At 61.3% G+C, this 26146-nt stretch carries 24 protein-coding genes and 1 pseudogene; 17 read left to right on the top strand and 8 right to left on the bottom strand.

The annotated features are described in order from the left end of the window. The first annotated feature begins 78 nt into the window (after positions 1-78). Complete coding sequence (gene ompR, locus VITFI_RS10410; protein WP_089416899.1) at positions 79-813, top strand: osmolarity response regulator transcription factor OmpR; 735 nt, start codon at positions 79-81, stop codon at positions 811-813. Beyond that, entirely contained in the window at positions 810-2339 is a 1530-nt protein-coding gene (locus tag VITFI_RS10405) for an ATP-binding protein (RefSeq protein WP_198301418.1), read from the top strand. Before ompR ends, VITFI_RS10405 begins: the two co-directional genes overlap by 4 nt. 19 nt (positions 2340-2358) lie before the next feature. Here the strand turns inward: VITFI_RS10405 and ispF are convergent, their stop codons facing one another. Together ispF and ispD are read right to left on the bottom strand one after the other, a co-directional pair. Beyond that, positions 2359-2862, bottom strand: coding sequence for a 2-C-methyl-D-erythritol 2,4-cyclodiphosphate synthase (gene ispF, locus VITFI_RS10400; protein ID WP_089416898.1), 504 nt, complete (start codon positions 2860-2862; stop codon positions 2359-2361). After that, positions 2859-3953, bottom strand: a complete 1095-nt coding sequence (gene ispD / locus VITFI_RS10395) for a 2-C-methyl-D-erythritol 4-phosphate cytidylyltransferase (protein ID WP_089416897.1) — start codon at positions 3951-3953, stop codon at positions 2859-2861. Before ispD ends, ispF begins: the two co-directional genes overlap by 4 nt. Positions 3954-4097: 144 nt before the next feature. Between ispD and VITFI_RS10390 the strand changes: the two genes are divergently transcribed. The 6 genes from VITFI_RS10390 (at position 4098) to VITFI_RS17940 (ending at position 10939) form a co-directional block, all read left to right on the top strand. Then, entirely contained in the window at positions 4098-4724 is a 627-nt protein-coding gene (locus VITFI_RS10390) for a PEP-CTERM sorting domain-containing protein (protein ID WP_157725644.1), read from the top strand. A gap of 25 nt (positions 4725-4749) precedes the next feature. Continuing rightward, on the top strand, positions 4750-8244 hold the full coding sequence (gene mfd, locus VITFI_RS10385) for a transcription-repair coupling factor (RefSeq protein WP_089416895.1): 3495 nt from the start codon (positions 4750-4752) through the stop codon (positions 8242-8244). A 39-nt stretch (positions 8245-8283) separates the two neighbouring features. Then, positions 8284-9099: a 2-oxo-tetronate isomerase gene (gene otnI / locus VITFI_RS10380; RefSeq protein ID WP_089416894.1), complete on the top strand. Its 816-nt coding sequence runs from the start codon at positions 8284-8286 to the stop codon at positions 9097-9099. Further along, positions 9096-10361 carry a glycerate kinase type-2 family protein gene (locus tag VITFI_RS10375; RefSeq protein ID WP_089416893.1) on the top strand — a complete coding sequence of 422 codons (1266 nt, stop codon included), beginning with the start codon at positions 9096-9098 and terminating at the stop codon, positions 10359-10361. Before otnI ends, VITFI_RS10375 begins: the two co-directional genes overlap by 4 nt. A 63-nt stretch (positions 10362-10424) precedes the next feature. Then, a complete protein-coding gene (locus VITFI_RS10370; RefSeq protein WP_232476573.1) occupies positions 10425-10778 on the top strand; it encodes a helix-turn-helix domain-containing protein in 354 nt (117 codons plus the stop codon). Next, a complete protein-coding gene (locus VITFI_RS17940) occupies positions 10778-10939 on the top strand; it encodes a hypothetical protein (RefSeq protein WP_157725643.1) in 162 nt (53 codons plus the stop codon). The genes VITFI_RS10370 and VITFI_RS17940 overlap by 1 nt, the downstream gene beginning before the upstream one ends. Positions 10940-11207: 268 nt before the next feature. Here the strand turns inward: VITFI_RS17940 and VITFI_RS18915 are convergent, their stop codons facing one another. Then, positions 11208-11540: a group II intron maturase-specific domain-containing protein gene (locus tag VITFI_RS18915; RefSeq protein ID WP_198301417.1), complete on the bottom strand. Its 333-nt coding sequence runs from the start codon at positions 11538-11540 to the stop codon at positions 11208-11210. Between the two features lie 716 nt (positions 11541-12256). Here VITFI_RS18915 and VITFI_RS17935 point away from each other — a divergent pair. The 3 genes from VITFI_RS17935 to VITFI_RS17925 are packed head-to-tail and all read left to right on the top strand — an operon-like array spanning position 12257 to position 13466. Next, positions 12257-12643, top strand: coding sequence for a BRCT domain-containing protein (locus VITFI_RS17935; protein ID WP_157725642.1), 387 nt, complete (start codon positions 12257-12259; stop codon positions 12641-12643). Positions 12644-12661: 18 nt separating this feature from the next. Then, complete coding sequence (locus tag VITFI_RS17930) at positions 12662-13075, top strand: hypothetical protein (protein ID WP_157725641.1); 414 nt, start codon at positions 12662-12664, stop codon at positions 13073-13075. 13 nt (positions 13076-13088) lie between these two features. Further along, on the top strand, positions 13089-13466 hold the full coding sequence (locus VITFI_RS17925; protein ID WP_157725640.1) for a hypothetical protein: 378 nt from the start codon (positions 13089-13091) through the stop codon (positions 13464-13466). A 143-nt stretch (positions 13467-13609) separates the two neighbouring features. Here VITFI_RS17925 and VITFI_RS18910 read toward each other — a convergent pair. The 3 genes and pseudogenes from VITFI_RS18910 to ppsR all read right to left on the bottom strand — a co-directional run. Beyond that, a pseudogene (locus VITFI_RS18910) lies at positions 13610-13933 on the bottom strand (IS5/IS1182 family transposase); the annotation flags it as partial. 83 nt (positions 13934-14016) lie between these two features. Continuing rightward, complete coding sequence (locus VITFI_RS10360) at positions 14017-14355, bottom strand: YkvA family protein (protein ID WP_089416892.1); 339 nt, start codon at positions 14353-14355, stop codon at positions 14017-14019. A gap of 555 nt (positions 14356-14910) precedes the next feature. Next, a complete protein-coding gene (gene ppsR, locus VITFI_RS10355) occupies positions 14911-15735 on the bottom strand; it encodes a posphoenolpyruvate synthetase regulatory kinase/phosphorylase PpsR (protein WP_089416891.1) in 825 nt (274 codons plus the stop codon). A gap of 328 nt (positions 15736-16063) precedes the next feature. On the opposite strand from ppsR, the gene ppsA reads away from it, so the two are divergent. The 6 genes from ppsA to VITFI_RS10325 all read left to right on the top strand — a co-directional run bounded on the left by ppsA (position 16064) and on the right by VITFI_RS10325 (position 22840). Further along, the gene (gene ppsA, locus VITFI_RS10350; RefSeq protein WP_408645612.1) at positions 16064-18448 is read left to right on the top strand and encodes a phosphoenolpyruvate synthase; all 2385 of its coding nucleotides are present in this window, start codon (positions 16064-16066) and stop codon (positions 18446-18448) included. Between the two features lie 140 nt (positions 18449-18588). Then, on the top strand, positions 18589-18954 hold the full coding sequence (gene rpsF, locus VITFI_RS10345) for a 30S ribosomal protein S6 (protein ID WP_089416889.1): 366 nt from the start codon (positions 18589-18591) through the stop codon (positions 18952-18954). 26 nt (positions 18955-18980) lie between these two features. After that, positions 18981-19262 carry a primosomal replication protein N gene (priB, locus tag VITFI_RS10340; protein WP_089416888.1) on the top strand — a complete coding sequence of 94 codons (282 nt, stop codon included), beginning with the start codon at positions 18981-18983 and terminating at the stop codon, positions 19260-19262. A 38-nt stretch (positions 19263-19300) separates the two neighbouring features. Beyond that, positions 19301-19585 carry a 30S ribosomal protein S18 gene (gene rpsR / locus VITFI_RS10335; protein WP_089416887.1) on the top strand — a complete coding sequence of 95 codons (285 nt, stop codon included), beginning with the start codon at positions 19301-19303 and terminating at the stop codon, positions 19583-19585. An 18-nt stretch (positions 19586-19603) separates the two neighbouring features. Then, on the top strand, positions 19604-20053 hold the full coding sequence (gene rplI / locus VITFI_RS10330; RefSeq protein WP_089416886.1) for a 50S ribosomal protein L9: 450 nt from the start codon (positions 19604-19606) through the stop codon (positions 20051-20053). 102 nt (positions 20054-20155) lie between these two features. After that, positions 20156-22840 carry a replicative DNA helicase gene (locus VITFI_RS10325; protein ID WP_089418099.1) on the top strand — a complete coding sequence of 895 codons (2685 nt, stop codon included), beginning with the start codon at positions 20156-20158 and terminating at the stop codon, positions 22838-22840. A gap of 57 nt (positions 22841-22897) precedes the next feature. Here the strand turns inward: VITFI_RS10325 and dnaJ are convergent, their stop codons facing one another. Then, a complete protein-coding gene (dnaJ, locus tag VITFI_RS10320) occupies positions 22898-24046 on the bottom strand; it encodes a molecular chaperone DnaJ (protein WP_089416885.1) in 1149 nt (382 codons plus the stop codon). A 121-nt stretch (positions 24047-24167) separates the two neighbouring features. Continuing rightward, the gene (gene dnaK, locus VITFI_RS10315) at positions 24168-26099 is read right to left on the bottom strand and encodes a molecular chaperone DnaK (RefSeq protein WP_089416884.1); all 1932 of its coding nucleotides are present in this window, start codon (positions 26097-26099) and stop codon (positions 24168-24170) included. Between the last annotated feature and the right edge of the window lie 47 nt (positions 26100-26146).

Below are 26146 nucleotides of genomic sequence, written 5' to 3'. Positions count from 1 at the left end.
TCATTGGGGCCCAAAAATCCGGGGAGGCCACCACACAATCGGGGCTGTTACAAATTAGCTGACCTTCCCGGAAGCACGATGAACTCGACTGTCACTCCCCGCAAGGATCGCGTCGTCGTCGTCGATGACGACGCCCGCATCCGCGACCTGCTGCGCCGCTACCTCACCCAAGAAGGTTTCGAGGTCTTGCTGGCCGAAGACGGCAAGATGTTGACCCGCCTGCAAGGCCGTGAAGCGATCGACATGATCGTGCTCGACCTGATGATGCCGGGTGAAGATGGCCTGTCGATCTGCCGACGCCTGCGCGCCTCGGGGGACACCACCCCCATCATCATGCTGACCGCCAAGGTGGAAGATGTGGATCGCATCGTCGGCCTCGAAGTCGGGGCGGACGATTACCTGCCCAAACCCTTCAATCCGCGTGAATTGTTGGCTCGCATCCATGCGGTGCTGCGCCGCCGCCCCCCCCAAGAAGCGCCCGGCGCACCGGCCAAAGACAACCAAGTCATCCAATTCGGCCCGTTCGAATTCGATTTGTCCCAGCGGCGCCTGACCAAAGACGGTGAGCAAATCACTTTGACCACGGGGGAGTTTTCCATGCTCAAAGCGCTGGTGCGCCACCCCCGCCAGCCCCTGTCGCGGGACAAACTGGCGCAACTGGCACGCGGCCGCGAGTTTGAACCGTTCGACCGCAGCTTGGATGTGCAAATCTCCCGCCTGCGCAAACTGCTTGAACCCGATCCTTCGAACCCCCGTTACATCCAGACGGTCTGGGGGGTGGGCTACGTCTTTGTGCCGGAGGAAGTGGCGTGAGCCCCAAGCCCCGTTCAGGCGCGGCGGGGGACGACAAGGCGCGCAGGCACGTGGCTTCGGCCCGCTCTGCTGGGGCGGGTTCCCGCTCCACCAGCCCGGAGGGCGGCAACCCCGGTGACAACACCGACTGGTCCGCCTTGGCAAACCTGCCCGACAAATCCAAGGGCAAGGTTCACCGCCCCCGCCTGACGGTGAACCTGTTTTGGCGCAGTTTTGGCCTCATCAGTTTGCTGCTCGCCATGGTGTTGGGCATGTGGTACTGGGCCATCAGCCGGCAAAGCGAACAAGGCACCCTGGCCGGGCAACAACTGGTCAGCACCCTGCGCCTGACGCGTGCATTGATCCTTGAAACCCCGCCGACGCGCCAAGCGGCGGTGCTCAAGTCGTTGGAAGACCAAGAGGGGCTGGCGTTGCGACAACGCACCCCCGCCAACCAAATCACCCCTTGGCCGAACAGTTTGCACGTCCAAGCGCTGGTTCGAACCCTGAATGAACAACTGCGTGAAGATGTGATTGTGGCCAGCGCCGTCGATGGCGTGCCTGGGCTGTGGATCGGATGGACGGTCGGCAGTGGCCAATACTGGTTTCAGGCCGACCCCTCGCGCTTGGGCATGGCCTCACCGCTGGGCTGGCCTTGGCTGGTGGGTTTGGTGATCATCACAGCGGGGCTGTCAGCAGGGTTTGTGCGCCTCATCAACCGACCGCTCAAAGATTTGTCTTTCGCCGCCAGCCGCATCGGTGAAGGTGAGTACGACTCGCACCTGGACGAATCCAACATGACCAACGAGATTCGCATGGTCAACATGGGGTTCAACCGCATGGCGCGGGAGTTGGCCAAGGTCGAAGAAGAGCGTGCGGTGATGCTGGCTGGCATCTCGCACGATCTGCGCACGCCGCTGGCGCGCCTGCGTCTGGAGGCCGAAATCAGCGTGGCCGACGAAGAGGCCCGGCGCAACATGGCCAGCGACATCGATCAGCTCGACGCCATCATCGACAAGTTCATGGACTACGCCCGCCCCGAAGGCACGCACGTGGTGCCTGTGAACGTCTCGGCGGTGGTGGAGCGCGAGGCGAATGCGTTCCGGGACAAGTCGCAAATTCGCATCGAATCCCGCTTGCCGCCGAACTTGATGGTCAAGGGCGATGACACCGAGTTGGGCCGCGTTTTCGCCAACCTGTTCGAAAACGCCCGGCGTTACGGGCGTTCGATTGACACGGGCATTGCACGGGTGAAGGTGTCCCACGTGTTGGCGGGGGATTCGCTCATCATCACGGTGCGGGACTATGGCCAAGGCGTGGCGCCGGAAAAGCTCTCCCACCTGACCACGCCGTTCTTCCGGGGCGATGCCGCCCGCACCGCTGCCACGGGCGCCGGCCTCGGGCTGGCGGTGGTGAAAAAAGCACTGCAACGCATCGACGCTTCGCTGGAGCTGAACAACGCAGCGGAAAAAACCGGGCTGGTGGCCCACATCCGCCTGAAACGCTCCTTGATGCCCAGCAACGTGGGCGGCAGCCACAACACCTGATGAGCCGCCGCCCGGTGGCTCAAATGGCCGCTGCCACCAACAGGCAAACCGCACGCGTCTCGATGGCCCGGCCTTCCCCGACCGGGCCCATTTTTTCCGCCGTCTTGGCTTTGACGTTGATGCGGTCGGGCGTCACGCCCAACAACTCGGCGATGCGGGCTTGCATCGCCGGGATGTGCGGTGCCATCTTGGGCGCTTGCGCGACGATGGTGCTGTCCACGTTCACCACCTGCCAGCCTGCCGCCCGCACGCGCCGGTAGGCTTCGGCCAACAGCACCGCCGAATCGGCGCCTTTGAATTCGAGCGCCGTGTCGGGAAAGTGGCGACCGATGTCGCCCAACCCCGCGCCGCCCAGCAGCGCATCGGTGATGGCGTGCAGCAACGCATCGGCATCCGAATGCCCGAGCAGGCCCAGGTGATGCGGGATCGTGACGCCCCCCAACACCAGTGGGCGGCCTGGCACCAAAGCATGCACATCCCAGCCTTCGCCGATGCGCAGCGGGGGCAGCGCCGGGGCACTCATTGCGGCATCTCCAAGCGCTGGGCGATGCGCCAGAGCACGCCACTCGGGTCGGTCAAGGTCATGTCGATCAACCCCCAGGGGCGCTGCTGCGGCGGCTCGATCGTCACGCCGTAGCGCGCCGCCACGCCCTGACGTTGCAGGTGCTGCCAGAAGGTGGCGATGTCATCCAGGGTGAGGTGCATCACGGTTTGCTGGGCGCGCAGCGGGTCGAAGGCGTCCTGCAACAAGAAAGCGGCTTGCCCGAGCTTGAAGCCCGCCAGGTTGCTTTGCGCAAACTCCCGGGTGAAGCCCAGATCCTCGTAAAACTGCTGGGCCTGTGCGAAGTCCCGCGCCGGCAACATGGCGCGCAACTCAGCGCCCCGGCGGGTGGTGGCCAGCAAGCGTTCGGCCAGGTGGAAATCCCCCGGATAGGTGACTTTGAAGTTTTCGAACTCCCCGCGCACCAGCTTGGGGCTGTGGCCCAGGGCTTCCACGGCGCTGGCTTCGTCCGTCACCTGTTCGCCCGCGCCGGCCAACGCAGGCGCCAGCAGCCCGAGGCGGAACATTTGGGGCGTCTGTGCCGCCCATTTGCCTTGACGGTTGACCGTGGCCGCCACGCGCCCAGCGGTGCCGGGCTCTTCGGCTTTGAGTGTGTCCGCCACCGGCAGCGCCAGCAGGCCGCCGACTTCGTCCTCTTGGCACGCATCGATCAGCCGATCGACCCACTCGGGGCGCAGCAGACAGCGGGCGGCGTCGTGAACCAACACCCAGTCGTGCGGCTGGGCGCCTCGGGCGCGCAGTTCGTTCAGGCCGTTGGCCACGCTTTCGGCGCGGGTGGCGCCGCCGACTTTGGCCAGCCACAGGCGGTCGCCGGCCAAGCCGGGCAAATCGTCTTCAAACTGAAGATCGTCCGGGGCGAGCACCACCAGCGTGGCGGTGAGGCGCGTCACCTGGGCCAGCGCCGCCAGGGTGTGCGCCACCAGCGGCTGACCGGCCACTGGCTCGTACTGTTTGGGGTTGAAGCTGCCAGAGCGGCTGCCGGTGCCGGCGCAAGGCACCAGGGCGTAGAGGCGGGGTTCAGCCCCGGGGAGGGTGGGGAAAGTTGCAGTCATGCCGAGATTATCTGTGCGCTCTTGCGGCCTCTTTCCCCGATGATGCCGGCGAATTACGGCATCTGCCGTATGGGTGACCCGGACAGCGCTGCCCACAATGCCTCCGCATCCACCGAAGTTCTCTCCATGGCAAGGAGTTTCAAAATGCACACTGTCCAGAATCACAAGCCGGCTGTTTTTGCGCGCCTGTCATCACGTTTGAGCGCTTTTTTGGGCGGATGCCTGCTCGGTTTAGCGATGTTGGGCACAGCCCCCAGCCACGCCCGCACCTTCACGGTCGACATCGAATTCGGCACCATCGACACCGAAGGCGACGCCTATTGGGAAGGCAGCCTGACCAGCGCCTTGGTGATCGAAACCGCCGGTGATGCCCTCAGCTTTGAACAAGTGGTCGGTGTGAGCGGCACATTCGATGGCTTGGCGGTGACCGGGCTCCTGGGTGCGGACACCTACCAGGGCAATGACAACTTGGTGCAAAACCAAGCCGACGGTTACACCACGGGCAACGGTCTGTCTTTTCAGTTGGAAAACGGCAGTTGGGTGAATTTGTACGACCTGACCAGCACCTCCGCCCACGCCATTTATGACAGCGCCGATCTCAGCCAAACGTTCTATGCCACTGCGGATTCGTTGGATTCTGAGGTGGGTGGCCGTGTGAGTGTGGCCGTCAACAGCATCAGCAGCGTGCCCGAGCCTGCCACCTTGGCGCTGATGCTGGCGGGGGGCGCCTGGGTCGGCGTGGCGCGTCGTCGTTCACGCCCTACACCCTAGAATCCCCGGCAGCTTTCCTGCCACCATGCATCTCCCTGTCATCGCCCCTGGCAAACGTTTTGCCCTGCCCCGCCCCCTCGGTTCTGCGGACGCGCTGCTGTTGGCACGCTACGCCCAAGCCCAGGCCGACAAACAACAACTGCTGGCCATCCTCACCGCCGAACCGGCGGATGCCCAACGGCTGGCCGAGGAAATTCCCTGCTTTGCCCCCTCGCTGCGGGTGGCGGTGTTCCCCGATTGGGAAACCCTGCCCTATGACACCTTCAGCCCGCACCAAGATTTGATCTCCGAGCGGCTGGCGACGCTGTGGAAAATCCACCAGAACCAGCTCGACGTGGTGTTGCTGCCCGCCACCACCGCCCTGACACGGCTGGCGCCGCCGAGTTTTCTGGCCGGCACCACGTTTGCCTTCAAGAAGGGCGAACGGCTGGACGAGGCCGCACTCAAGCGTCAACTGACACTGGCCGGCTACAGCCATGTGACGCAAGTCGTGTCGCCGGGGGAATACGCCGTGCGTGGCAGCCTGATCGACTTGTTCCCGATGGGCTCGCTCCAGCCTTACCGGGTGGATTTGTTCGACGACGAAATCGACTCCATCCGCACCTTCGACCCGGACACGCAGCGCAGCCTCTACCCGGTGCCCGAAGTGCAGATGCTGCCCGGGCGCGAATTTCCCACCGATGAAGCGGCCCGCACGCGCTTTCGCCAGCGTTGGCGCGAGCAAATGGACGGGGATCCGACCAAACATCGGCTCTACAAAGACATGGCGCAAGGGCTGGTGGCCTCGGGCATCGAGTACTACTTGCCGCTGTTTTTTGAGGAAACCGCCAGCTTCTTCGATTACCTCGGCTCGCCGCTCACGCCCACCGCGCAGATGCTGCCCGGTCGCACGCCGGCTGCTTTGGTGCTGCACGGTGAGGTGGATGCCGCCCTGCAACGCTTCGCCGCCGACACCAAAGACCGCCACCGCCTGCTGCAACACGATCCAGAACGCCCCGTGTTGCCGCCCGAAGCGCTCTATCTGCGCCCGGAAGAGTTTTTCAGCGCGGCGGGCCACCATGCGGTGCTGACGCTGCGCAGTGCCGGGGAAGTTGATTGGGCCCGCCCGCTGCCCGATGTGAGCGCCGAGCGCGGCAGCACCGAACCGCTCGCCGCCCTGGCCAAACACCTGCAAAGCACGCCCCACCGCGTGTTGATCGTCGCCGAAAGCCCCGGTCGGCGCGAAAGCCTGCTCGACACCCTGCGCGACAACCGCATCGACCTGCCCGCTGCCGATTCGCTGCTGGATTTCGTCATCGGCACCGAACGGGTGGCGATCACCGCAGCGCCGCTGGCGGCGGGGTTTTTCTGGCATGAACCGGCCATCGGGCAGGCGATCCAGTTCATCACCGAAACCGAACTGTTTGCCAGCGCCCCCACCGCTCGGCGCCGACGCAAGCAGGAGCAAACCAGCAACGTCGATGCGCTCATCAAGGATTTATCTGAGCTGAAAATCGGCGATCCGGTGGTTCACAGCGCGCACGGCATCGGGCGTTACAAGGGCTTGATGCACATCGATTTGGGCGAAGGCGCGTCGGAATTCTTGCATCTGGAATATGCCGACAAGGCCACGCTGTACGTGCCGGTGGCGCAACTGCACCTCATCAGCCGCTACACCGGTGTGAGTGCAGAAGAAGCGCCGCTGCACAAACTCGGCTCCGGTCAGTGGGACAAAGCCAAGCGCAAAGCCGCCGAACAGGTGCGCGACACGGCGGCCGAGCTGCTCAACCTCTACGCGCTGCGCGCTGCGCGTCAGGGTCACGCCCACCGCCTGTCGGAACACGACTACGACGCTTTCGCCGCCAGCTTCGGTTTTGAGGAAACCGCCGACCAGGCCGCCGCCATCCACGCCGTGATCCAAGACATGATCAGCCCCCAGCCCATGGATCGGCTGGTGTGCGGCGACGTGGGCTTCGGCAAAACCGAGGTGGCGTTGCGCGCCGCCTTCGTCGCGGTGATGGGCGGCAAACAAGTGGCCCTGCTTGCGCCGACGACGTTGTTGGCGGAACAGCACTATCAAACCATCGTCGATCGCTTCGGCAAGTGGCCGGTGAAGGTGGCGGAGCTGTCGCGCTTTCGCACCGCCAAGGAAGTCAAGGTGGCGATGGAAGGCATCGCGGCGGGCACCATCGACATCGTGGTGGGCACGCACAAGCTGCTCTCCAAGGACGTGAAGTTCAACCGCCTGGGGCTGCTCATCATCGACGAGGAGCACCGTTTCGGCGTGCGCCACAAGGAAGCGATGAAGGCCATGCGCGCCGAGGTGGACGTGCTCACGCTCACCGCCACGCCCATCCCCCGGACGCTGGGCATGGCGCTGGAGGGCCTGCGCGATTTGAGCGTGATTGCCACCGCGCCGCAGCGCCGTTTGGCGATCAAAACCTTTGTGCGCAACGAAGACCACGGCACGATCCGCGAGGCGGTGTTACGCGAGTTGAAGCGCGGCGGGCAGGTGTACTTCCTGCACAACGAGGTGGAGACGATTGAGAACCGGCGGCAAAAGCTGGCCGAGTTGCTGCCCGAAGCGCGCATCGCTGTGGCGCATGGCCAGATGCCCGAGCGCGAGTTGGAGCGCGTGATGCGGGATTTCACCGCCCAGCGTTTCAACCTGCTGCTGTGCTCCACCATCATCGAAACCGGCATTGACGTGCCCAGCGCCAACACCATCGTCATCACCCGGGCGGACAAGTTCGGGCTGGCGCAGTTGCACCAGTTGCGCGGGCGGGTCGGGCGCAGCCACCACCAGGCCTATGCCTATTTGCTGGTGCCGGATGTGCAAGGGTTGACGAAACAAGCGCAGCAGCGGCTGGAAGCGATTCAGGCGATGGAAGAGCTGGGCTCGGGCTTTTACCTGGCGATGCACGATCTGGAGATTCGCGGCGCCGGCGAGGTGCTGGGGGACAACCAGAGCGGCAACATGATGGAAGTCGGCTTCCAGCTTTACAACGAAATGCTGGCCGAGGCGGTGCGGGCGCTGAAAAACGGCGAGGAGCCGGACTTGTTGAGCCCGAACAGCGCCGTGTTTGGCGCGACGACGGAGATCAACCTGCACACCCCAGCGCTGCTGCCGGATGCGTATTGCGGTGATGTCCACACGCGGCTGAACCTCTACAAACGTTTGGCCAGCGCCGAGCGGGCCGAGCAGGTCGATCGGTTGTTGGAGGAAGTGACGGATCGATTCGGCAAACTGCCGGCGCAAGGCCAGGCGCTGTTTGACACGCACCGGCTGCGCATCCAAGCCAAGCCGTATGGCGTGATCAAAATCGATGCGGGGCCGAAGGTGATGAACCTCTATTTCCGCCCGAATCCGCCGATTGACCCGATGCGCATCATCGAGTTGGTGCAGAAGAACCGCGCTATCAAGCTGGCCGGCAATGACAAGCTGCGCATCGACCGGGAGATCGGCGAAGCGCGGGAGCGGGCGCAGTTCATTCGGGATGTGTTGCGGGGGTTGGGGCAACCACTCGCCGTGTCACGCTGAGCACTCCGTACCCTGCCCGCTTGCCCGAAAGGCTTTGCCATGCCCCGCTTCGCCGCCAACCTCTCCCTGCTCTACAACGAACACCCTTTTCTGGATCGCTTCGCCGCAGCGGCAGCAGATGGGTTTCAAGGGGTGGAGTACCTCTTCCCCTACGCCTTCGCCGCCGCCGACCTCGCCCAGCGCTTGGCCGATCACGGCCTGCAACAAGTGCTGTTCAACGCCCCGCCCGGGGATTGGGACGCGGGTGAGCGCGGCATCGCCTGCCTGCCGGGGCGCGAGGCGGAATTCCGCGCCGGGTTCGCTCAGGCGCTCGACTACGCCCAAGCGCTGAACTGCCCGCGCCTGCACGTCATGGCCGGGCTGGCGCCTGCCGGGGTGGAACGCACACGGCTGCAAGCCACCTACGAGGCCAACCTCGCTTGGGCCGCCGAACAAGCCGCCACCCTCGGGCGCGAGGTGCTGATCGAACCGATCAACCCGCGAGACTTCCCCGGCTACTTCCTCACCCACCAGGCGGAAGCGCACCGCATCGCGCAGGCCATTGGCGCGCCGAATCTGAAGGTGCAGTTCGATCTGTACCACTGCCAGATTGTCGAAGGTGATGTGGCGATGAAGATTCGCCAGTACCTGCCGACGGGCCGCGTCGGGCACTTTCAACTGGCTGGCGTGCCACAGCGCCACGAGCCGGACGTGGGCGAACTCAACTACCCTTATCTGTTCAACGTGATCGACGAGGTGGCCGAGGCCTGCGGCTGGCAAGGCTGGATCGGCTGCGAATACCGCCCGGCACGCGGCGCCGTGGCCGGGGGCACCCGTGACGGCCTGGGCTGGCTGCGCGACACTCGCCGCGCATGAACACCCCCGCCCCGTGCGCCCTGCTGCGCCAGCTCTTCGACACCGCCATCGCTGCCGCCCAGCCCGCGCTGTGCCTGCCTGCACACCTGCCGCCGCGCCCCAGGGGCCGCACGGTGGTGATCGGCGCCGGCAAAGCTTCCGCCGCCATGGCGCAGGCGCTGGAACAGCACTGGGATGGCCCGCTGGAAGGCCGGGTGGTCACGCGCTACGGTTACGCCGTACCCTGCCAGCGCATCGAGATCATGGAAGCCGCGCACCCGGTGCCGGATGCGGCCAGCCTGCAAGCGGCCCAGCGCATCCGCCAGGTGGTGAGCGGACTCACCGCAGATGATCTGGTGATCGCGCTCATCTCGGGCGGCGGTTCGTCGCTGCTGGTCGAACCTGCGCCGGGCTTGACGCTGGCGGACAAACAAGCCGTCAATGCCGCCCTACTCGCTTCAGGCGCCAGCATTGCCGAGATGAACTGCGTGCGCCGCCAGCTCTCCGGCATCAAGGGGGGACGCCTGGCGGCAGCGTGCCATCCGGCGCGGGTCGTGACGCTGTTGATTTCGGATGTGCCGGGTGATGAACTGCCTGTCATCGCCTCCGGCCCAACGGTGGCCGATCCGACCTCCGCCGCCGAGGCGAAGGCCATCCTCCACCGCTACCGCATCGCAGTGCCAGCAGCGGTGCAAGCCCTGTTGAATGCAGGCGGACACGCGCCCATTCGCCCCGGCGATGCGCGTTTGAACGGACACGAATGGCGTTTCATCGCCACGCCGCAGATGGCGCTGGAGGCCGCAGCCGCGCAGGCCCGGGCCGCTGGCTATGCTGCCCACATCTTGGGGGACAGCCTCGAAGGCGAGGCGCGTGACGTGGCCAAAGCGCTGGCCGGCATCACGCGCCAAGTGGTGCAGCGCGACCAACCGTTCACGGCGCCGTGCGTGCTGCTGTCGGGCGGTGAAACCACGGTGACGCTGCGCGGCAGTGGCCGAGGCGGGCGCAACGTGGAGTTTCTGCTCGCGCTGGGCCTGGCGCTGGAGGGCTTGCCTGGCGTCCACGCCCTGGCCGGGGACACCGATGGGGTGGATGGCCGCGAGGAGATCGCCGGCGCCCTCCTCACACCGGACACGCTGGCCCGCACCTGGGCGCTGGGGTTGAACCCGCGCCAGTCACTGGACAACAACGACGGCCACGGTTTCTTTCAGGCTCTGGGTGACAGTGTCATCACCGGGCCGACGCTGACGAATGTGAATGATTTTCGGGCGATTTTGGTCGAGTAGCCACCCCAACACAATCATCAAAAAATTGGCTTTTAATGCCTTTGTCGGCTGACAATGTTCAATATGTTGTTTGTTGAATTGAGCACTCCCAGCGAGATCTGTCAGCAACTCGGCCAGCGCTTGCGCGCCCAGCGGCTGGCCCAGTTGTTGAGCCAAGCTGAACTCGCGGCCCGCGCCGGGGTGGCGCTGGGCACGCTGCGCAAGCTCGAATCCACCGGGCAGACCTTTATCGAAACCCTGGTGCGCGTCGCCCAAACGCTGGGGCTGGCCGCACCCTTGTTGGAGCTGTGGCCACCTCAGGCCTTGCAATCCATTGCGCAGTTAGGCTTCTCAGGTAGCCGCCGAGCACTTCTATCCATACGGAGCCCATCTATGCATTATCCTTTTGACTCCCAAAACCAACCGGAGGAAAAATAGTGACCAAGCTCGCAACCCGAAAGAAGGAAGTCGAACAATTCGAGGGCTTCTCTATTCAGATTTTCGATGGCTTCGGCAAGCCAGCAGATCTGGAACTACAAGGGCTTCCCGCTTACTGCTACAAGAAGAAAGCAGCAGCCACGATGACTGTCGTCGAATAGAAAAACCGGTTCCATCAAAACTATCCAGAGTACACGTGTGATGTGCTCCACAAGGACGGATCTGTTGCGCATGGCAATACGCAACTCAACAAGGTTCGTTGAGCGGAGTCAGTTCTCGTGCAACAGCTTCTTTGCTGTGGCGCACGAGCGGCCTAATCGGATAGCCGGGAGTCTTTAGCCCCCAGCTCCCACACCACCCACCATGCGGGTCCGCAGTGGGCGGTTCAACAAGTCGGCTCGCTCGACGAAGCTCGCTTCTCTTTCTCGCTCAAGCGTACCCCTGAGCTTTCTTCCATAGGGCCACCACACTCACCAGGCCCGTCTCGTGCAACCTCTCGTTTGTCAACGCGATTCGCAACCCCGGACTCCTGGCCATGCGCCAGTTCCCCTTGCCACTCAGTCCGTGCCTAAAGGCCATGCGTCTGTTCACGCCCAGCCTCAACAACTCCCGGATCTTCGTCCTGCTCCCCTTCCACCGTTTCCAGTAGACCGATCGCATCCGCCTTCTGATCCATTCGTCTAGCCCCGGCACAGTCCTCCAATACTGGCTGATCCCAAAGTACTGCATCCACCTTCGCACGCACTCCCTGAGCTTGCCCAAGCGGTAGCCTCCTCTGCGACTTCTGCTCCATCACACCTCGTGTTGCCACGCCGTGCGCTGTGCGCTGTGCGCTCCTCGTGAGTCGCTGCCAGCTTTTTCGACATGCAGGGGGCAGCTCCCCGCAGCGCTTGGACGTTGGTGACACGGTGTCATCCCATCCGGGACTTGCTCACCGCATGTGGTGCAGACCTCCCCAGTTGAGAGTGTGAACTGTCGATGCACAAGCGCCGCGTCTACCCTAGACGCTGTACCATCAGACTTCGCCATCCAGTGCCGGCTCGTTTCGCATCCTAGGCCTCCTCTATGTGGTTTCTGTCCGTCGCCTCGCACCTCTTGTCTACGGCTTCCTCCAGACCCCGCCTCGCAGCGACGCCCTTGCCCTCGACTCGTGGTTGTCCTGCTCGCTCTCCGAGTCCAGGCCGGTACTCCCACAGGGGACTTCCACCCCATAAGCTCACGCCCATGCTGGGCGCACACAGGCCGTTGCACCTGACGTCACCCAAACTGCCGCGCTTCGCGCGCCAGTTTGGGCGCCGCAGGTGAACTTTACGTTAGCCAAAATACAATTTTCATAAGCCAACGTAGCTTGATTATCATGACGCAAGAAATCTTAACTTTTATATACAAAGATGCACAGGGAAGAATTTCAGCCAGACATATAAAAATATATCAAAACACCTGACTACATTCAAGGAATATGCCCGCAAGATCAAGGATTGCGGACTTTCCGAAAGGATCGAGTTCTTGAATATATTGATGATAATATTAATGTTGAAGCGCGACTCTCATATCATATAAGCAATAATCCACCACCGATTGAAAAGGAAAGAAAAACTGTATTTAGAAAAGCAAATGATTCAGGAAAACTAGAAATATGTTTTACTGGATTCAAGCAGGCGGATAAAGATCGATTAACTAGCTTAGCAGAAGCGAACAACTTTTTTATTCGACCAAGTGTCACTAAAAATTTGCATTTCTTATGTTGTGGTTATAATGCAGGCCCCAGCAAAATTGAAAAATCGCGACATCAAGGAGTAATGATCCTCAGTGAGGATCAGTTTATGCTGTTAGTTGATACAGGTGAAATTCCAGAGAATTTTTAACACAACATACAAATTAGCATGAATACCAAAATATCACTACTTCTTTTATCCATGACTTTGTCAAGCTGCGCAATAACGGTTCCAGCGCCTAGTAAAGATGATTTAATATCATCCGCAACACGCAAGTATACTAATGTTACGCTCAGCAAATCATATATTGCTTTGGGCGAGTGCTGGGAAAAATTAGCCGAAAAACCTGTCATTGACTTTAAGAATGCGGCTCACATTGAATATTTAATCAAACAACAACGTATAGAAATATATCATGCATGGACAGCGCCATTTAAGGATCAATTATTTTATGGTTCAATAATATATCTCACCCCATTAATGGAAAACAAAACGCTAGTAAATGGGTTTGGAGTAGGAAATTCTGGAGATGTTGTTTTAAGTCAATGGATGTCAACGCTAGAAACTTGCGCCAATAGTTAACCAGGAAAAGAAAATGATTCGCTTATTTATAATGCTAGTTGCTATTTTATTAACAACTGGGTGTACGACGCCACCGACGCCAGAACAAATTGCCAATGCAGATTATGGTGAATTTCCAGAAAATCACGAGGACATCGTTAAAAGATATTATAAAAACCATCTCAAAGATCCCGACTCTGCATTATATCAGGTAATTTCTAGACCTAAAAAAATGATGCTTGGAAGTCGTTTGGAAACCCCACGATATGGATTTCTAGTTTGCACAACATTAAATGCAAAGAATTCTTATGGCGCTTATACAGGATACCAAACCGATGCTTTATTAATAAGAAATGGTGCTGTTATAGTATATGCAGAAAAAAGTGATTGGTGGGGTAGAAAAATTTGCTAATTTGACATAGAACCCAAGGCTAATCGGGTAGCCGGGGGTCTTTAGCCCCCAGCTCCCACACCACCCACCATGCGGGTCCGCAGTGGGCGGTTCAACAAGTCGGTTCGCTCTCGACGAGGCACGCTTCTCTCTTGCGCTCAGGCATTGGCTGGAGTCACCGTCAGCGCAATCAACTGCCCAAGTGTGTCCACCGCCCCCTACCTTGCTGCCCATGCGGCGCTTGTAGCTGTCATAGCCTGCGCGTGTGGGCCACTCTCACAGTTGCTTTACAGCATGCCACTGCGTTACAGCGTCGCCACTGCTGACCCCTTGTTGACCAAGGGGAAGTCATTGGGCAGCAGATGCAAGGACACACCCGCACGCGCCAGCCAGCGCTGGGCTGAGTAGCGCGCTGCACAGGCTGTTTTCTGCAATTAACGTCAGGTAAGACGCACAACAAAGTTCCACGTCTTTTCGCTGATATCGATTGGAAAGGCTTACTGCCAATACCTCAAGCCCAAGCTATGCGCCACTTCAAGCTTATTATACCCACCCGTATATCTTCTAATTCTCAGGAGAGCCACTGCTTCAAGGTTTCCTTTGCTTGCTGTACGTGAGCCTCCTTGATGTGTGCTGCTGTCGTTGCGAGCGCCGCACACAAAACGCCAAGATCGTCTGTATAACCAACGATTGGCACAACATCTGGAACCGCATCAACTGGCGATATAAAATAGCCAAGGGAGGCAATAATTGTCGTCTTCGCCCAAACCGGCGTATCTGAGTCCATCGCGGCGTAGTACATTTTTAGCGCTGGTTCCAATACGTTTTCCCCAGCCACTTTTGCATAACCTTTGACTTTGTTCCAAAAGCCATCATCGGAATATGCTTCGGAAAATTTTTGTTCGGACATTTATCACTCTCTAAATGTTGTGGCGCTTGTAGCTTGCCACTGTGGAAGGATTTTTTCAGGCACTGACCGCAGAAGCAAACAGCACCACGCAAACACAAAGCGAAGCACCGGGTTTGCGTGACATCAGGTTGACAGCTCGGTATGCAGTGAGCTTATGGGGTGAAAGTCCCCTGTGGGAGCACCGGCCTGGACTCGGAGAGCGAGCAGGACAACCACGAGTCGAGGGCAAGGGCGTCGCTGCGAGGCGGGGTCTGGAGGAAGCCGTAGACAAGAGGTGCGAGGCGACGGACAGAAACCACATAAAGGAAGCCTAGGACGCGAAACAAGCCGGCACGAGATGGCGAATTTGATGGTACAGCGTCTAGGGTAGACGCGGCGCTTGTGCATCGACAGTTCACACTCTCAACTGGGGAGGTCTGCACCACATGCGGTGAGCAAGTCCCGGATGGGATGACACCGGGTCACCAACGTCCAAGCGCTGCGGGGAGCTGCCCACCCACAGCGCGCAGCGTGGCCAAGCACACAGCTGGTCAAAAGGGCGCAAGCCCAGCAAACTCAGTAAATCAACCGATCCGGCCGAATGTCCCGCAGGATGGTGGTGGCGATTTCTTCGATCGACTTGTGCGTCGAACTCAGCCACGAAATGCCGGCGCGTTTCATCATCGCCTCAGCTTCGTTCACCTCGTAGCGGCAGTTTTCCAGCGCGGCGTACTTGCTGCCTGGCCGGCGCTCGTTGCGGATTTGGCACAGCCGATCCGGGTCGATGGTGAGGCCAAAGCACTTGCGCTTGTGCGCTGTCAGTGCGCTGGGCAGTTGGCTGCGCTCGAAATCGTCCGGAATCAGCGGGTAGTTCGCGGCCTTGATGCCATGCTGCATCGCCAAGTAAAGCGACGTCGGCGTTTTGCCGCAGCGGCTCACCCCCACCAAGATGACATCCGCCATCGCCAAGTTCTTGGCCGATTGCCCATCATCGTGCGCCAAGCTGAAGTTGATGGCCTCGATGCGGTCGCTGTACTCCTGGCTCTTGGCCACGTCCGAAAAGCGCCCAACGCGGTGGTTCGACTTCATGCCGAACTCTTCCTCCAGCGGCTCGATGAAGGCTTGCAGCATGTCCATCACCATGGCCTTGCAGCGCGGGCCGGTCAGCACATTGCGGATCTCGGTGTTCGCCAAGGTGAGGAACACGATCGGGCGCCGCCCCTCTTGCTCGAAGGTCTCGTTGATCTCGGAGACCAGCTTGTCCGCCTTCTCCACCGAGTCGATGAAGGGGCGGCGCACATGGCGCGGCTTGGCAGCGAACTGCGCCAGGATCGAGTTGCCGAACGTTTCGGCGGTGATGCCAGTGCCATCGGAGACGTAGAAAACAGAACGGTTGGGCATACAAATTTCAGGGTTTCAATCGGTGAAAAAACGATGTCAAGTTTCAGCAAGCTTTCAGTGATGGTACGCAATTCGTCCTTAGAATCGCGCCCATTGCATCAGCTTTTCGTCATGTTGCGCCGCTTTGGCGCCCACTCCCCGACCTCCCCCATGCAAGCAACCTGCCAACAACTCGAACAACAAGCCCCGGCAGGGCTGCGTGCGTGTGCGCGTCTGCGGCCCGAGCGCCCAGGCTGGTGGTGGCCAACCTGCCCCGGGAGTCCGTGATCTGACGACTGATGCTCCTGATTTTTTGTCATCAAGGAGCCTTCCCATGTCCTCTAGCAACCTGGCCACCGCGCTGGTCGCCCCCTTCGAGCACCTGCGCATGACCGACGTGGAAATCGTCGGCGGCAAGAACGCCAGCCTCGGCGAAATGATCAGCCAACTGGCGGAAGCCGGCGTGCGCGTGCCCGGTGGTTTCGCCACCACGGCCCACGCTTTCCGCGAATTCCTGAACCACGGCGGCCTGACTGAGAAGATCAACGCCCGCCTGGACGCTCTCGACACCGAAGACGTGCGCGCCCTGGCCGAAGCTGGCGCCGAAATCCGCCAATGGGTGATCGACGCCCCGTTCCCGGCTGATTTTGAAGCCGCCGTGCGCGCCGAATTCCAGCGCGTCGAAGCCGGTTCGCCCGGCGCGAGCTGGGCCGTGCGCTCCTCCGCCACCGCCGAAGACTTGCCCGACGCCTCGTTCGCCGGCCAGCAAGAAACCTTCCTGAACGTGGTCGGCATCGAGGACGTGCTGCACAAGATGAAGGAAGTGTTCGCGTCGCTCTACAACGACCGGGCCATCAGCTACCGCGTCCACAAGGGCTTCTCGCACTCGGAAGTGGCGTTGTCGGCGGGTGTGCAACGCATGGTGCGTTCGGACGTGGGCGCCGCCGGCGTGATGTTCACCATCGACACCGAATCCGGCTTCAAGGACGTGGTGTTCATCACCGCCAGCTACGGCCTGGGTGAAACCGTGGTGCAAGGCGCCGTGAACCCGGACGAGTTCTACGTCCACAAGCCGATGCTGCAAGCCGGCAAGCTGGCCGTGATCCGCCGCACGCTGGGCTCCAAGCTGATCCGCATGGAGTTCGCCACGCCGGAAGAAAAGGCCGCCAGCGGCAAGCTGGTCAAGACCGTGGACACCCCGCCCGAGCTGCGCAACCGCTACTCGCTCAACGATGCGGACGTGACCGAGCTGGCCCAATACGCCCTCATCATCGAGAAGCACTACGGCCGGCCGATGGACATCGAGTGGGGCAAGGACGGGGTGGACGGCAAGCTCTACATCCTGCAAGCCCGCCCGGAAACTGTGCGCAGCCAGGCCGAAGGCCAAGTGGAGCAGCGCTTCAAGTTGAAGGGCACCAGCACGGTGCTGGCCGAAGGCCGCGCCATTGGCCAGAAGATCGGCACCGGCCCGGTGCGCCTGGTCAGCTCGATTGCCGAGATGGAGCGCGTGCAACCGGGTGACGTGCTCGTCACCGACATGACCGACCCGAACTGGGAGCCGGTGATGAAGCGCGCCAGCGCCATCGTCACCAACCGGGGCGGGCGCACCTGCCACGCGGCCATCATCGCCCGCGAGCTGGGCATCCCTGCCGTGGTCGGTTGCGGTGACGCCACCGAAACCCTGGCCGACGGCGCCTTGGTGACCGTGGTGTGCTCGGAAGGGGACACCGGCTACGTCTACGACGGCTTGCTGGAAACCGAGGTGAGCGAAGTCAGCCGGGGTGAGCTGCCGTACTGCCCGGTGAAGATCATGATGAACGTGGGCAACCCGCAGTTGGCTTTCAACTTCGCGCAGTTGCCGAACTCGGGCGTGGGCCTGGCCCGCTTGGAGTTCATCATCAACAACAACATCGGCGTCCACCCCAAGGCCATCTTGGACTACCCGAACGTCGGTGCTGATCTGAAGAAGGCGGTGGAATCGGTGGCGCGTGGCCACGCCTCGCCGCGTGCGTTCTACGTGGACAAGCTGGCCGAAGGCATTGCCACCATCGCGGCGTCCTTCTGGCCCAAGCCGGTGATCGTGCGCCTCTCGGACTTCAAGTCGAACGAGTACAAGAAGCTGATCGGCGGCAGCCGCTACGAGCCGGACGAAGAAAACCCGATGCTGGGCTTCCGTGGCGCGTCGCGTTACATCAGCGCAGACTTCGGCGAAGCCTTCGCCATGGAATGTGAAGCCTTGAAGCGCGTGCGTTCGGACATGGGTCTGACCAACGTCGAAATCATGGTGCCCTTCGTGCGCACCGTGAGCCAAGCCGAGCGCGTGGTCGGCATGTTGGCGGATCGTGGCCTGAAGCGCGGCCAAGACGGCCTGCGCGTCATCATGATGTGCGAAGTGCCGAGCAACGCCATCCTGGCCGATCAGTTCCTGGAACACTTCGACGGCATGTCGATTGGCTCGAACGACCTGACCCAGCTCACCCTGGGCCTGGATCGTGACTCCGGCATGGAGCTGCTGGCCGCCGATTTTGACGAGCGTGACCCGGCAGTGCGGGCCCTCATCAGCCGCGCCATCGCCGCCTGCCGTGCGACGGGCAAGTACGTCGGCATCTGCGGCCAAGGCCCCAGCGACCACCCGGACTTCGCCCAATGGCTGGCCGCTGAAGGCATCGTGTCCATCTCGCTCAACCCGGACACGGTGATCGACACCTGGACGCTGCTGGCTCAGCGCGACTGATCCTCTCCGCCTGCTGCGTCATGCAGCACATCTAAAGCGGCCTACGGGCCGCTTTTACGTGCCATAATGGTCGGCTTTCCCTTGTCGCTTCCGCATCGACGCGCGGAGCGACTTCCATTTGGAACCCAAAAGGAGTGTTCATGCGTCACTACGAAATCGTTCTGCTGATCCACCCGGATCAAAGCGAACAGGTTCCGGCCATGCTGGAGCGTTACAAGACCCTGGTGACCAACGGCGGTGGCAAAGTCCACCGCGTTGAAGATTGGGGCCGTCGTCAACTGGCTTACCTGATCCAGAAGCTGGCCAAGGCACATTACCTGTGCCTGAACATCGAGTGCTCGAAGGAAGTGCTGGCCGAGCTGGAAACCGGCTTCCGCTTCAACGACGCCGTGCTGCGCCACCTGACCGTCAAGCTGGAAAAGGCTGAAACCAGCCCCTCCGTCATGATGAAGTCGGTGGAAAAGGAAGAGGCCCGTAAGGCCGCTGCCCAGCAAGAAGCGGCTTAAACCCGCTTGCGTGACGTAAAGCTCGCATGAACCAGTTGCTTCTGAGCGCCAGCGTTCAGGAGCGTGGTGCCAAGCGTTACACCCCAGCCGGACTGCCTGCGCTTGATCTGCGCCTGCAATCCGACAGCACCGTGAGCCAAAACGGCCAGCCGCGCAAAGTCTCCCTGGAGCTGCGTGCCGTGGTCATCGGCGATTTGGTGAGCGTGGTGGAGCGTTTCGAGTTGGGGGCATTGGCCACCTTTGCCGGATTTTTGGCGCCTGCGCGCAACGGCAAAGGTCTGGTGTTCCACATCACCGAGCTGCACTGAACCTGTTCAAAGAACCGTAGAACACACAAGGATTCGACATGGCACCGCCCAAGTCCCGTTTCTCTAAGGACCGTCGTCCGAAGCGTAACCAGCAATCGCTGCTGTTCCGCCGCAAGAAGTTCTGCCGCTTCACCGTGACCGGCGTGGAGTCGATCGACTACAAGGATGTCGATCTGCTGCGCGATTTCATCGGCGAAAACGGCAAGATCACCCCGGCTCGTCTGACCGGCACCCGCGCTTTCTTCCAGCGCCAACTGACCGTGGCGATCAAGCGTTCGCGCTTCCTGGCCATGCTGCCCTACAGCGACCAGCACAAGGTCTGAGGGTAAGGAGTCAACACCATGCAAATCATCCTGCTGGACAAGGTCGCCAACCTGGGCAACCTGGGTGACGTCGTCAAGGTCAAGGACGGCTACGCTCGCAACTTCCTGATCCCGACCAAGAAGGCACGTCGTGCCACCGAGGCCGCGCTGAAGGAATTCGAAGCCCGTCGCGCCGAACTGGAAAAGGTTGCCGCTGAGAAGCTGGCCGCTGCACAAGCCCTGGGCGAAAAGCTCACCGGTTTGCTGCTGGTGGTGCAGCAAAAGGCTGGCGTGGATGGCCGCCTCTTTGGCTCGGTCACCAACCACGACATCGCTGAAGCCCTGGGCAAGCAAGGCCTGGCTGTGGTCAAGGCTCAAGTGCGCATGCCGCACGGCCCCCTGAAGCACGTGGGCGAGTTCCCCGTGGAAGTGGCTCCGCACACCGACGTGGTGGTGGAGATCACCGTGAAGGTGGTGGGCGAGGAGTGATTCCCGCCTGTGCTTAGGCTAAGGCCTGAGCCATGATGCAAGGGCCGGTGCGCTGCACCCGGCCCTTTTTCTTTGCCGCTGCGTTTTTGCGAGCTTGCTGCCATGACGACGATTTTCGACGCTGCGAGTCCCTCATCCGCTGGGGGCCGAGATGACGAACTGGCGCGCCTGCGCGTGCCCCCGCACTCCATCGAAGCCGAGCAGAGCGTGCTGGGCGGGCTGTTGTTGGACAACGGTGCCTGGGATCGTGCGGGTGATTTGCTCACCGAAGGTGATTTTTATCGCTTCGAGCACCGCACCATCTTTGGGGCGATTGGCACCCTGATTTCGGCCAGCAAGCCCGCCGACGTGATCACGGTGTTCGAGCAGTTGCAGAGCTTGGGCCGTGCAGAGGATTGCGGTGGGTTAGCCTATCTGAACGCATTGGCGCAAAGTGTGCCCAGTGCGGCCAATTTGCGCCGATATGCCGAGATCGTGCGGGAACGGTCGATTCTTCGCCGCCTCATTGCCACCAGCGACGACATCGCCACCCAAGCTTTCAACCCCCAGGGCCGGCCCGTGGCGCAGATTCTGGACGAGGCCGAAAGCAAGATTTTCAAGATCGGCGAAGAAGGGCAGCGCACCAAACAGGGTTTCCAGAGCATGGAGCACCTGGTGATGCAGCTCATCGACCGGGTCACTGAACTGGCAGAAAACGGCGCGCAGGACGTGACCGGCGTGCGCACCGGTTTCTACGATCTGGATCGCATGACGGCGGGCCTGCAAGGCGGCGATCTCATCATCTTGGCGGCGCGTCCGTCGATGGGCAAAACGGCGTTTGCGCTCAACATCGCCGAGCATGTCGCGGTGCATGAAAACCAGCCGGTGGTGGTGTTTTCGATGGAAATGGGTGCGGCGCAGTTGGCGCTGCGGTTGGTAGGATCGTTGGGGCGCATCGACCAATCGGGGTTGCGCACGGGCCGTCTGAGCGATGAGGATTGGGGCCGTCTTACCGAAGCGGTGGACAAGCTGTCCAAAGCCCACATCTTCATCGACGAAACCCCGGCGCTGACCCCGGCTGAGTTGCGCGCCCGGGCGCGGCGCCAGGCGCGTCAGTCGGGCAAGCTGGGGTTGATCGTCATCGATTACTTGCAGCTCATGAGCGGCAGTGGCGGCAGCAACGAGAACCGGGCGACCGAGCTGTCGGAGATTTCACGCGGCTTGAAGGCGTTGGCCAAGGAGCTGAACTGTCCGGTGATTGCGCTGTCGCAGCTCAACCGCTCGGTGGAAACGCGCACGGACAAGCGGCCGATGATGTCTGATTTGCGGGAGTGCGTCACGGGTGACACCCGGGTGTGGCTTGCCGATGGTCGCCGGGTGCCGATTGCGTCGCTTGTAGGGCAGACGCCGTGGGTGCATGCGGTGGGTTCGAATCAAAAGCTGGTGCAAGCGCAGTCGGATTGTGTGTGGCCGGTGGGTGTCAAGCCGGTCTGGCGGTTGAATTTGGCCAGCGGGCGCCATCTGCGTGCCACGGCACAACACCGGGTGTTGTGCGGCACAGGCTGGCGTGAAATGCAGCACATTCAACCTGGGGAGCGGGTGGCACTGGCGCGTCAGGTGCCCCAACCAACGCATGTGCAGGCTTGGCCAGAGCATGAGCTGGTGCTGCTGGCCCATTTGGTGGGTGATGGCAGTTACTTGAGCGGGCAACCGTTGCGTTACACCACAGCCAGCGAAGAAAACAGTGCCGCCGTGAGCGCCGCCGCGCAGGCCCTGGGTTCCACGGTAACCCGTGTCGCAGGGCGTGGGCAGTGGCATCAATTGGTGATTGCAGGCAACGGCAACCGCTGGCATCCAGCGGGCGTGGGGGCTTGGCTCAAGCGACTGGGGTTGTTCAACCAACGATCCCACGACAAGCACTTGCCTGACGAGTTGTTCCAACTCGACGATCTTTCCGTGGCCTTGTTCCTACGCCATCTGTGGGCGACGGATGGATGCATTCATGTGCGTCCGCTGACTCAGCGCGGCAGTCATCGCATTTACTTTGCGACGTGCAGCGAGCGTCTCGCGCATGACGTGGCCGCGCTGTTGCTGCGCGTGGGCATCGTGGCGCGCTTGCGTCGGGTGGTGCAAGCTGGCACACAGCGACCCTTGTGGAATGTGGACGTCAGCGGTGGTGAGGCACAAAGCCGCTTTCTGTCGGTGGTGGGTGCCTTTGGGCCCAGAGAAGCACCTGCCCACGCCCTGCGCCAACGACTGGCCAGTACCGTAGCCACCACCAATGTGGACACCTTGCCACAAACTGTGTTCGAGAACGTTCGTGCCCAGATGCAAGCACAAGGGATCAGTAACCGTGCGATGACGGCTTTACGGGGCACGTCATACGGGGGCAATTCCCATTTCAGCTTTGCACCCTCTCGCCATGTTTTGCGCGACTATGCCCAGCACCTCGGCGATGCGGCACTGCTGCAATGGGCTGAATCGGATCTGTTTTGGGATCAGGTGGTGTCGGTGGAATTCGACGGCGAGGAACCCGTGTTCGACCTGAGCGTCCCCGGCCCTGAAAGCTGGTTAGCCGACGGCATCGTCACCCACAACTCGGGTGCGATTGAACAGGATGCAGACGTCATCATGTTCATCTACCGTGATGATTATTACAACCGCGAAGACTCCAAAGTCCCCGGTACGGCGGAAATCATCATCGCCAAACAGCGGAATGGCCCCGTGGGCAACATCCACCTGGCGTTCATCAAGCAAAACACCCGCTTCGACAACCTCGCCCCCGAAGCCCAGTACGGCGAGTACTGACGAAAAAAACGCCGGGTTCGACCCGGCGTTGGTTGGCGTGGCACGCTCAGTGCGCGTTCACTTGAACATGTCCTTGACGCGATCCACCCAGCTCTTGGCGTTGGGGGAATGTTTGTCACCACCATTGCGGAACGACTCGTCCAGCTCCTTCATCAGCTTGCGCTGGTGTTCGGTGAGCTTGACCGGCGTTTCTACCGTGACGTGGCAGTACAAATCGCCCGGATAGGCCGAGCGCACGCCCTTGATGCCCTTGCCACGCAAGCGGAACGTTTTGCCGTGCTGGGTGCCTTCCGGAATCTCGATTTCCAGCTTGCTTTCCAGCGTCGGGACTTCGATCGTGCCACCGAGCACCGCCGTGGTCATGGGCACGGGCACGGTGCAATGCAGGTCGTCACCGTCGCGCTCAAAAATATCGTGCTGCTTGATGCGGATCTCGATGTAGAGATCGCCCGGCGGCCCGCCATTCGTGCCCGGTTCGCCATTGCCCACCGAGCGGATGCGCATCCCCTCGTTGATACCCGCCGGGATTTTGACTTCCAGCGTCTTTTGTTTCTTCACCTTGCCCGCACCGTGGCAGCTCGTGCAAGGCTCGGGGATGATCTTGCCGCTGCCGTGGCAGTGCGGGCAGGTTTGCTGGATGCTGAAAAACCCCTGGCGCATGTGAACCGTGCCGCTGCCATTGCAAGTCGAGCAGGTCTTGGCCTTGGTGCCGGGCTTGGCACCGGTGCCGCCGCAGGTTTCGCAGTGTTCCCAGGTGGGGATGCGGATTTGCGCGTCCTTGCCCCGTGCAGCTTCCTCCAGAGAGATCTCCATGCCATAGCTGAGATCGTTGCCCCGGTACACCTGCTGGCCACCGCCGCCCCGGCGCCCGCCGCCGCCTTGTTGGCCGAAGATGTCGCCAAAAATGTCACCGAAGGCTTCGGCAAAGCCCCCGAAACCTTCCTGCCCGCCTCGGAATCCACCCGCACTCGGATCGACCCCCGCGTGGCCATACTGATCGTAAGCCGCCCGTTTTTGCGGGTCGGACAGCATTTCGTAGGCTTCTTTGCCTTCTTTGAACTTCTCTTCGGCTTCCTTGGCACCCTCTCCCTGATTGCGGTCAGGGTGGTACTTCATGGCCAACTTGCGGTAGGCCTTTTTGATGTCGTCGTCGCTGGCGGTCTTGGCGACGCCCAGCACCTGGTAGTAATCGCGCTTCTCAGACATGGCTGTTTCCGTTCAACCCTGGATGTGAAACCGCCGCGCTCGAACGTCCAGCCCGATGGCCGAACGCCCGGAACGCGGCGCGCTCATCTCGCATCAGCCCCGCGAAGGGCCGATGGGTTGATCACTTCTTGACTTCCTTGAACTCGGCGTCCACCACGTTGTCATCGGCGGGCTTGGCGTCGGCCTTCGGGGCTTCGGCGCCAGCGGCCCCGGCAGCGCCCGCAGCGGCTTGCTGGTCGGCGTACATCTTTTCACCCAGCTTCTGGCTGGCGGTCATCAGGGCTTCGGTTTTGGCTTCGATGGCGGCCTTGTCGTCGCCCTTGATGGCCTCTTCCAGTTCCTTGATCGCGGCTTCGATCTTGGCGGTTTCAGCCGCATCCAGCTTCTCGCCGTACTCGCCCAGGCTCTTCTTCACCGAATGCACCAGGCCGTCGGCTTGGTTGCGGGCTTGGATGATTTCGAGTTTCTTCTTGTCTTCGGCGGCGTTGGCTTCGGCGTCCTTCACCATCTTTTCGATCTCGGCTTCGCTCAAACCCGAGTTGGCCTTGATGGTGATCTTGTTTTCCTTGCCCGTGCCCTTGTCCTTGGCGCCGACGTGCAAGATGCCGTTGGCGTCAATGTCGAAGCTCACTTCGATTTGCGGGATGCCACGCGGTGCCGGCGGGATGCCTTCGAGGTTGAACTCGCCCAGGCTCTTGTTGCCGGCGGCCATTTCACGCTCGCCTTGGAACACCTTGATGGTCACGGCCGGCTGGTTGTCGTCAGCGGTCGAGAACACTTGGCTGAACTTGGTCGGGATGGTCGTGTTCTTGGCGATCATCTTGGTCATGACGCCGCCCAGGGTTTCGATGCCCAGCGACAGCGGGGTCACGTCCAGCAGCAGCACGTCCTTGCGGTCACCCGACAGCACTTGGCCTTGGATGGCCGCGCCCACGGCCACGGCTTCGTCCGGGTTCACGTCCTTGCGCGGATCTTTGCCGAAGAAGGCCTTGACGGTGTCTTGCACCTTGGGCATGCGGGTCATGCCGCCGACCAAAATCACGTCATCGATCGAACCGACCGACACGCCCGCATCCTTGATGGCGGTGCGGCACGGCGCGATGGTGCGCTCGATCAGGTCTTCCACCAGCGACTCCAGCTTGGCGCGGGTCAGCTTGATGTTCAGGTGCTTCGGGCCGGTGGCGTCGGCGGTGATGTAGGGCAGGTTGATGTCCGTGGCCGAGGAGCTGGACAGCTCGATCTTGGCCTTTTCGGCGGCTTCCTTCAGGCGTTGCAGGGCCAGCACGTCCTTGGTCAGATCGACGCCGCTTTCCTTTTTGAACTCACCGATGATGTAGTCGATGATGCGTTGGTCGAAGTCTTCGCCGCCCAGGAAGGTGTCGCCGTTGGTGGAGAGCACTTCGAACTGCATTTCGCCGTCCACATCGGCGATTTCGATGATGGAGATGTCGAAGGTGCCGCCGCCCAAGTCGTACACGGCGATTTTGCGGTCGCCCTTGCCACCCTTGTCCAAGCCGAAGGCCAGGGCCGCAGCGGTCGGTTCGTTGATGATGCGCTTGACATCCAGGCCCGCGATGCGGCCAGCATCCTTGGTGGCTTGGCGTTGGCTGTCGTTGAAGTAGGCCGGCACCGTGATCACGGCTTCGGTGACTTCTTCGCCGAGGTAGTCCTCAGCGGTTTTCTTCATTTTGCGCAGCACTTCGGCGCTGATTTGCGGCGGGGCGTACTTCTTGCCGCGCACTTCCACCCAGGCGTCGCCGTTGTCGGCGGCGCTGATGGCGAAGGGCATGAGGTCGATGTCCTTCTGCACTTCCTTTTCGGTGAACTTGCGGCCAATCAGGCGCTTGACGGCGTACAGCGTGTTGCGCGGGTTGGTGACGGCTTGGCGCTTGGCCGATGCGCCGACCAGCACTTCACCGTCTTCTTGGTAGGCGATGATCGAAGGCGTGGTGCGTGCGCCTTCCGAGTTCTCGATCACTTTGGTCGAGTTGCCTTCCATGATGGCCACGCACGAGTTGGTGGTGCCCAGGTCGATACCGATGATCTTGCCCATTGAATTTCTCCTCAATTCGGGGAATCTGTTGCGTTGAGCCGCAAATA

It is taken from the genome of Vitreoscilla filiformis, assembly GCF_002222655.1.
GTDB lineage: Bacteria > Pseudomonadota > Gammaproteobacteria > Burkholderiales > Burkholderiaceae_C > Ideonella > Ideonella filiformis.
Note: the sequence above shows the minus strand (reverse complement) of the source record. Positions and strands in the feature narration are given on the sequence as shown.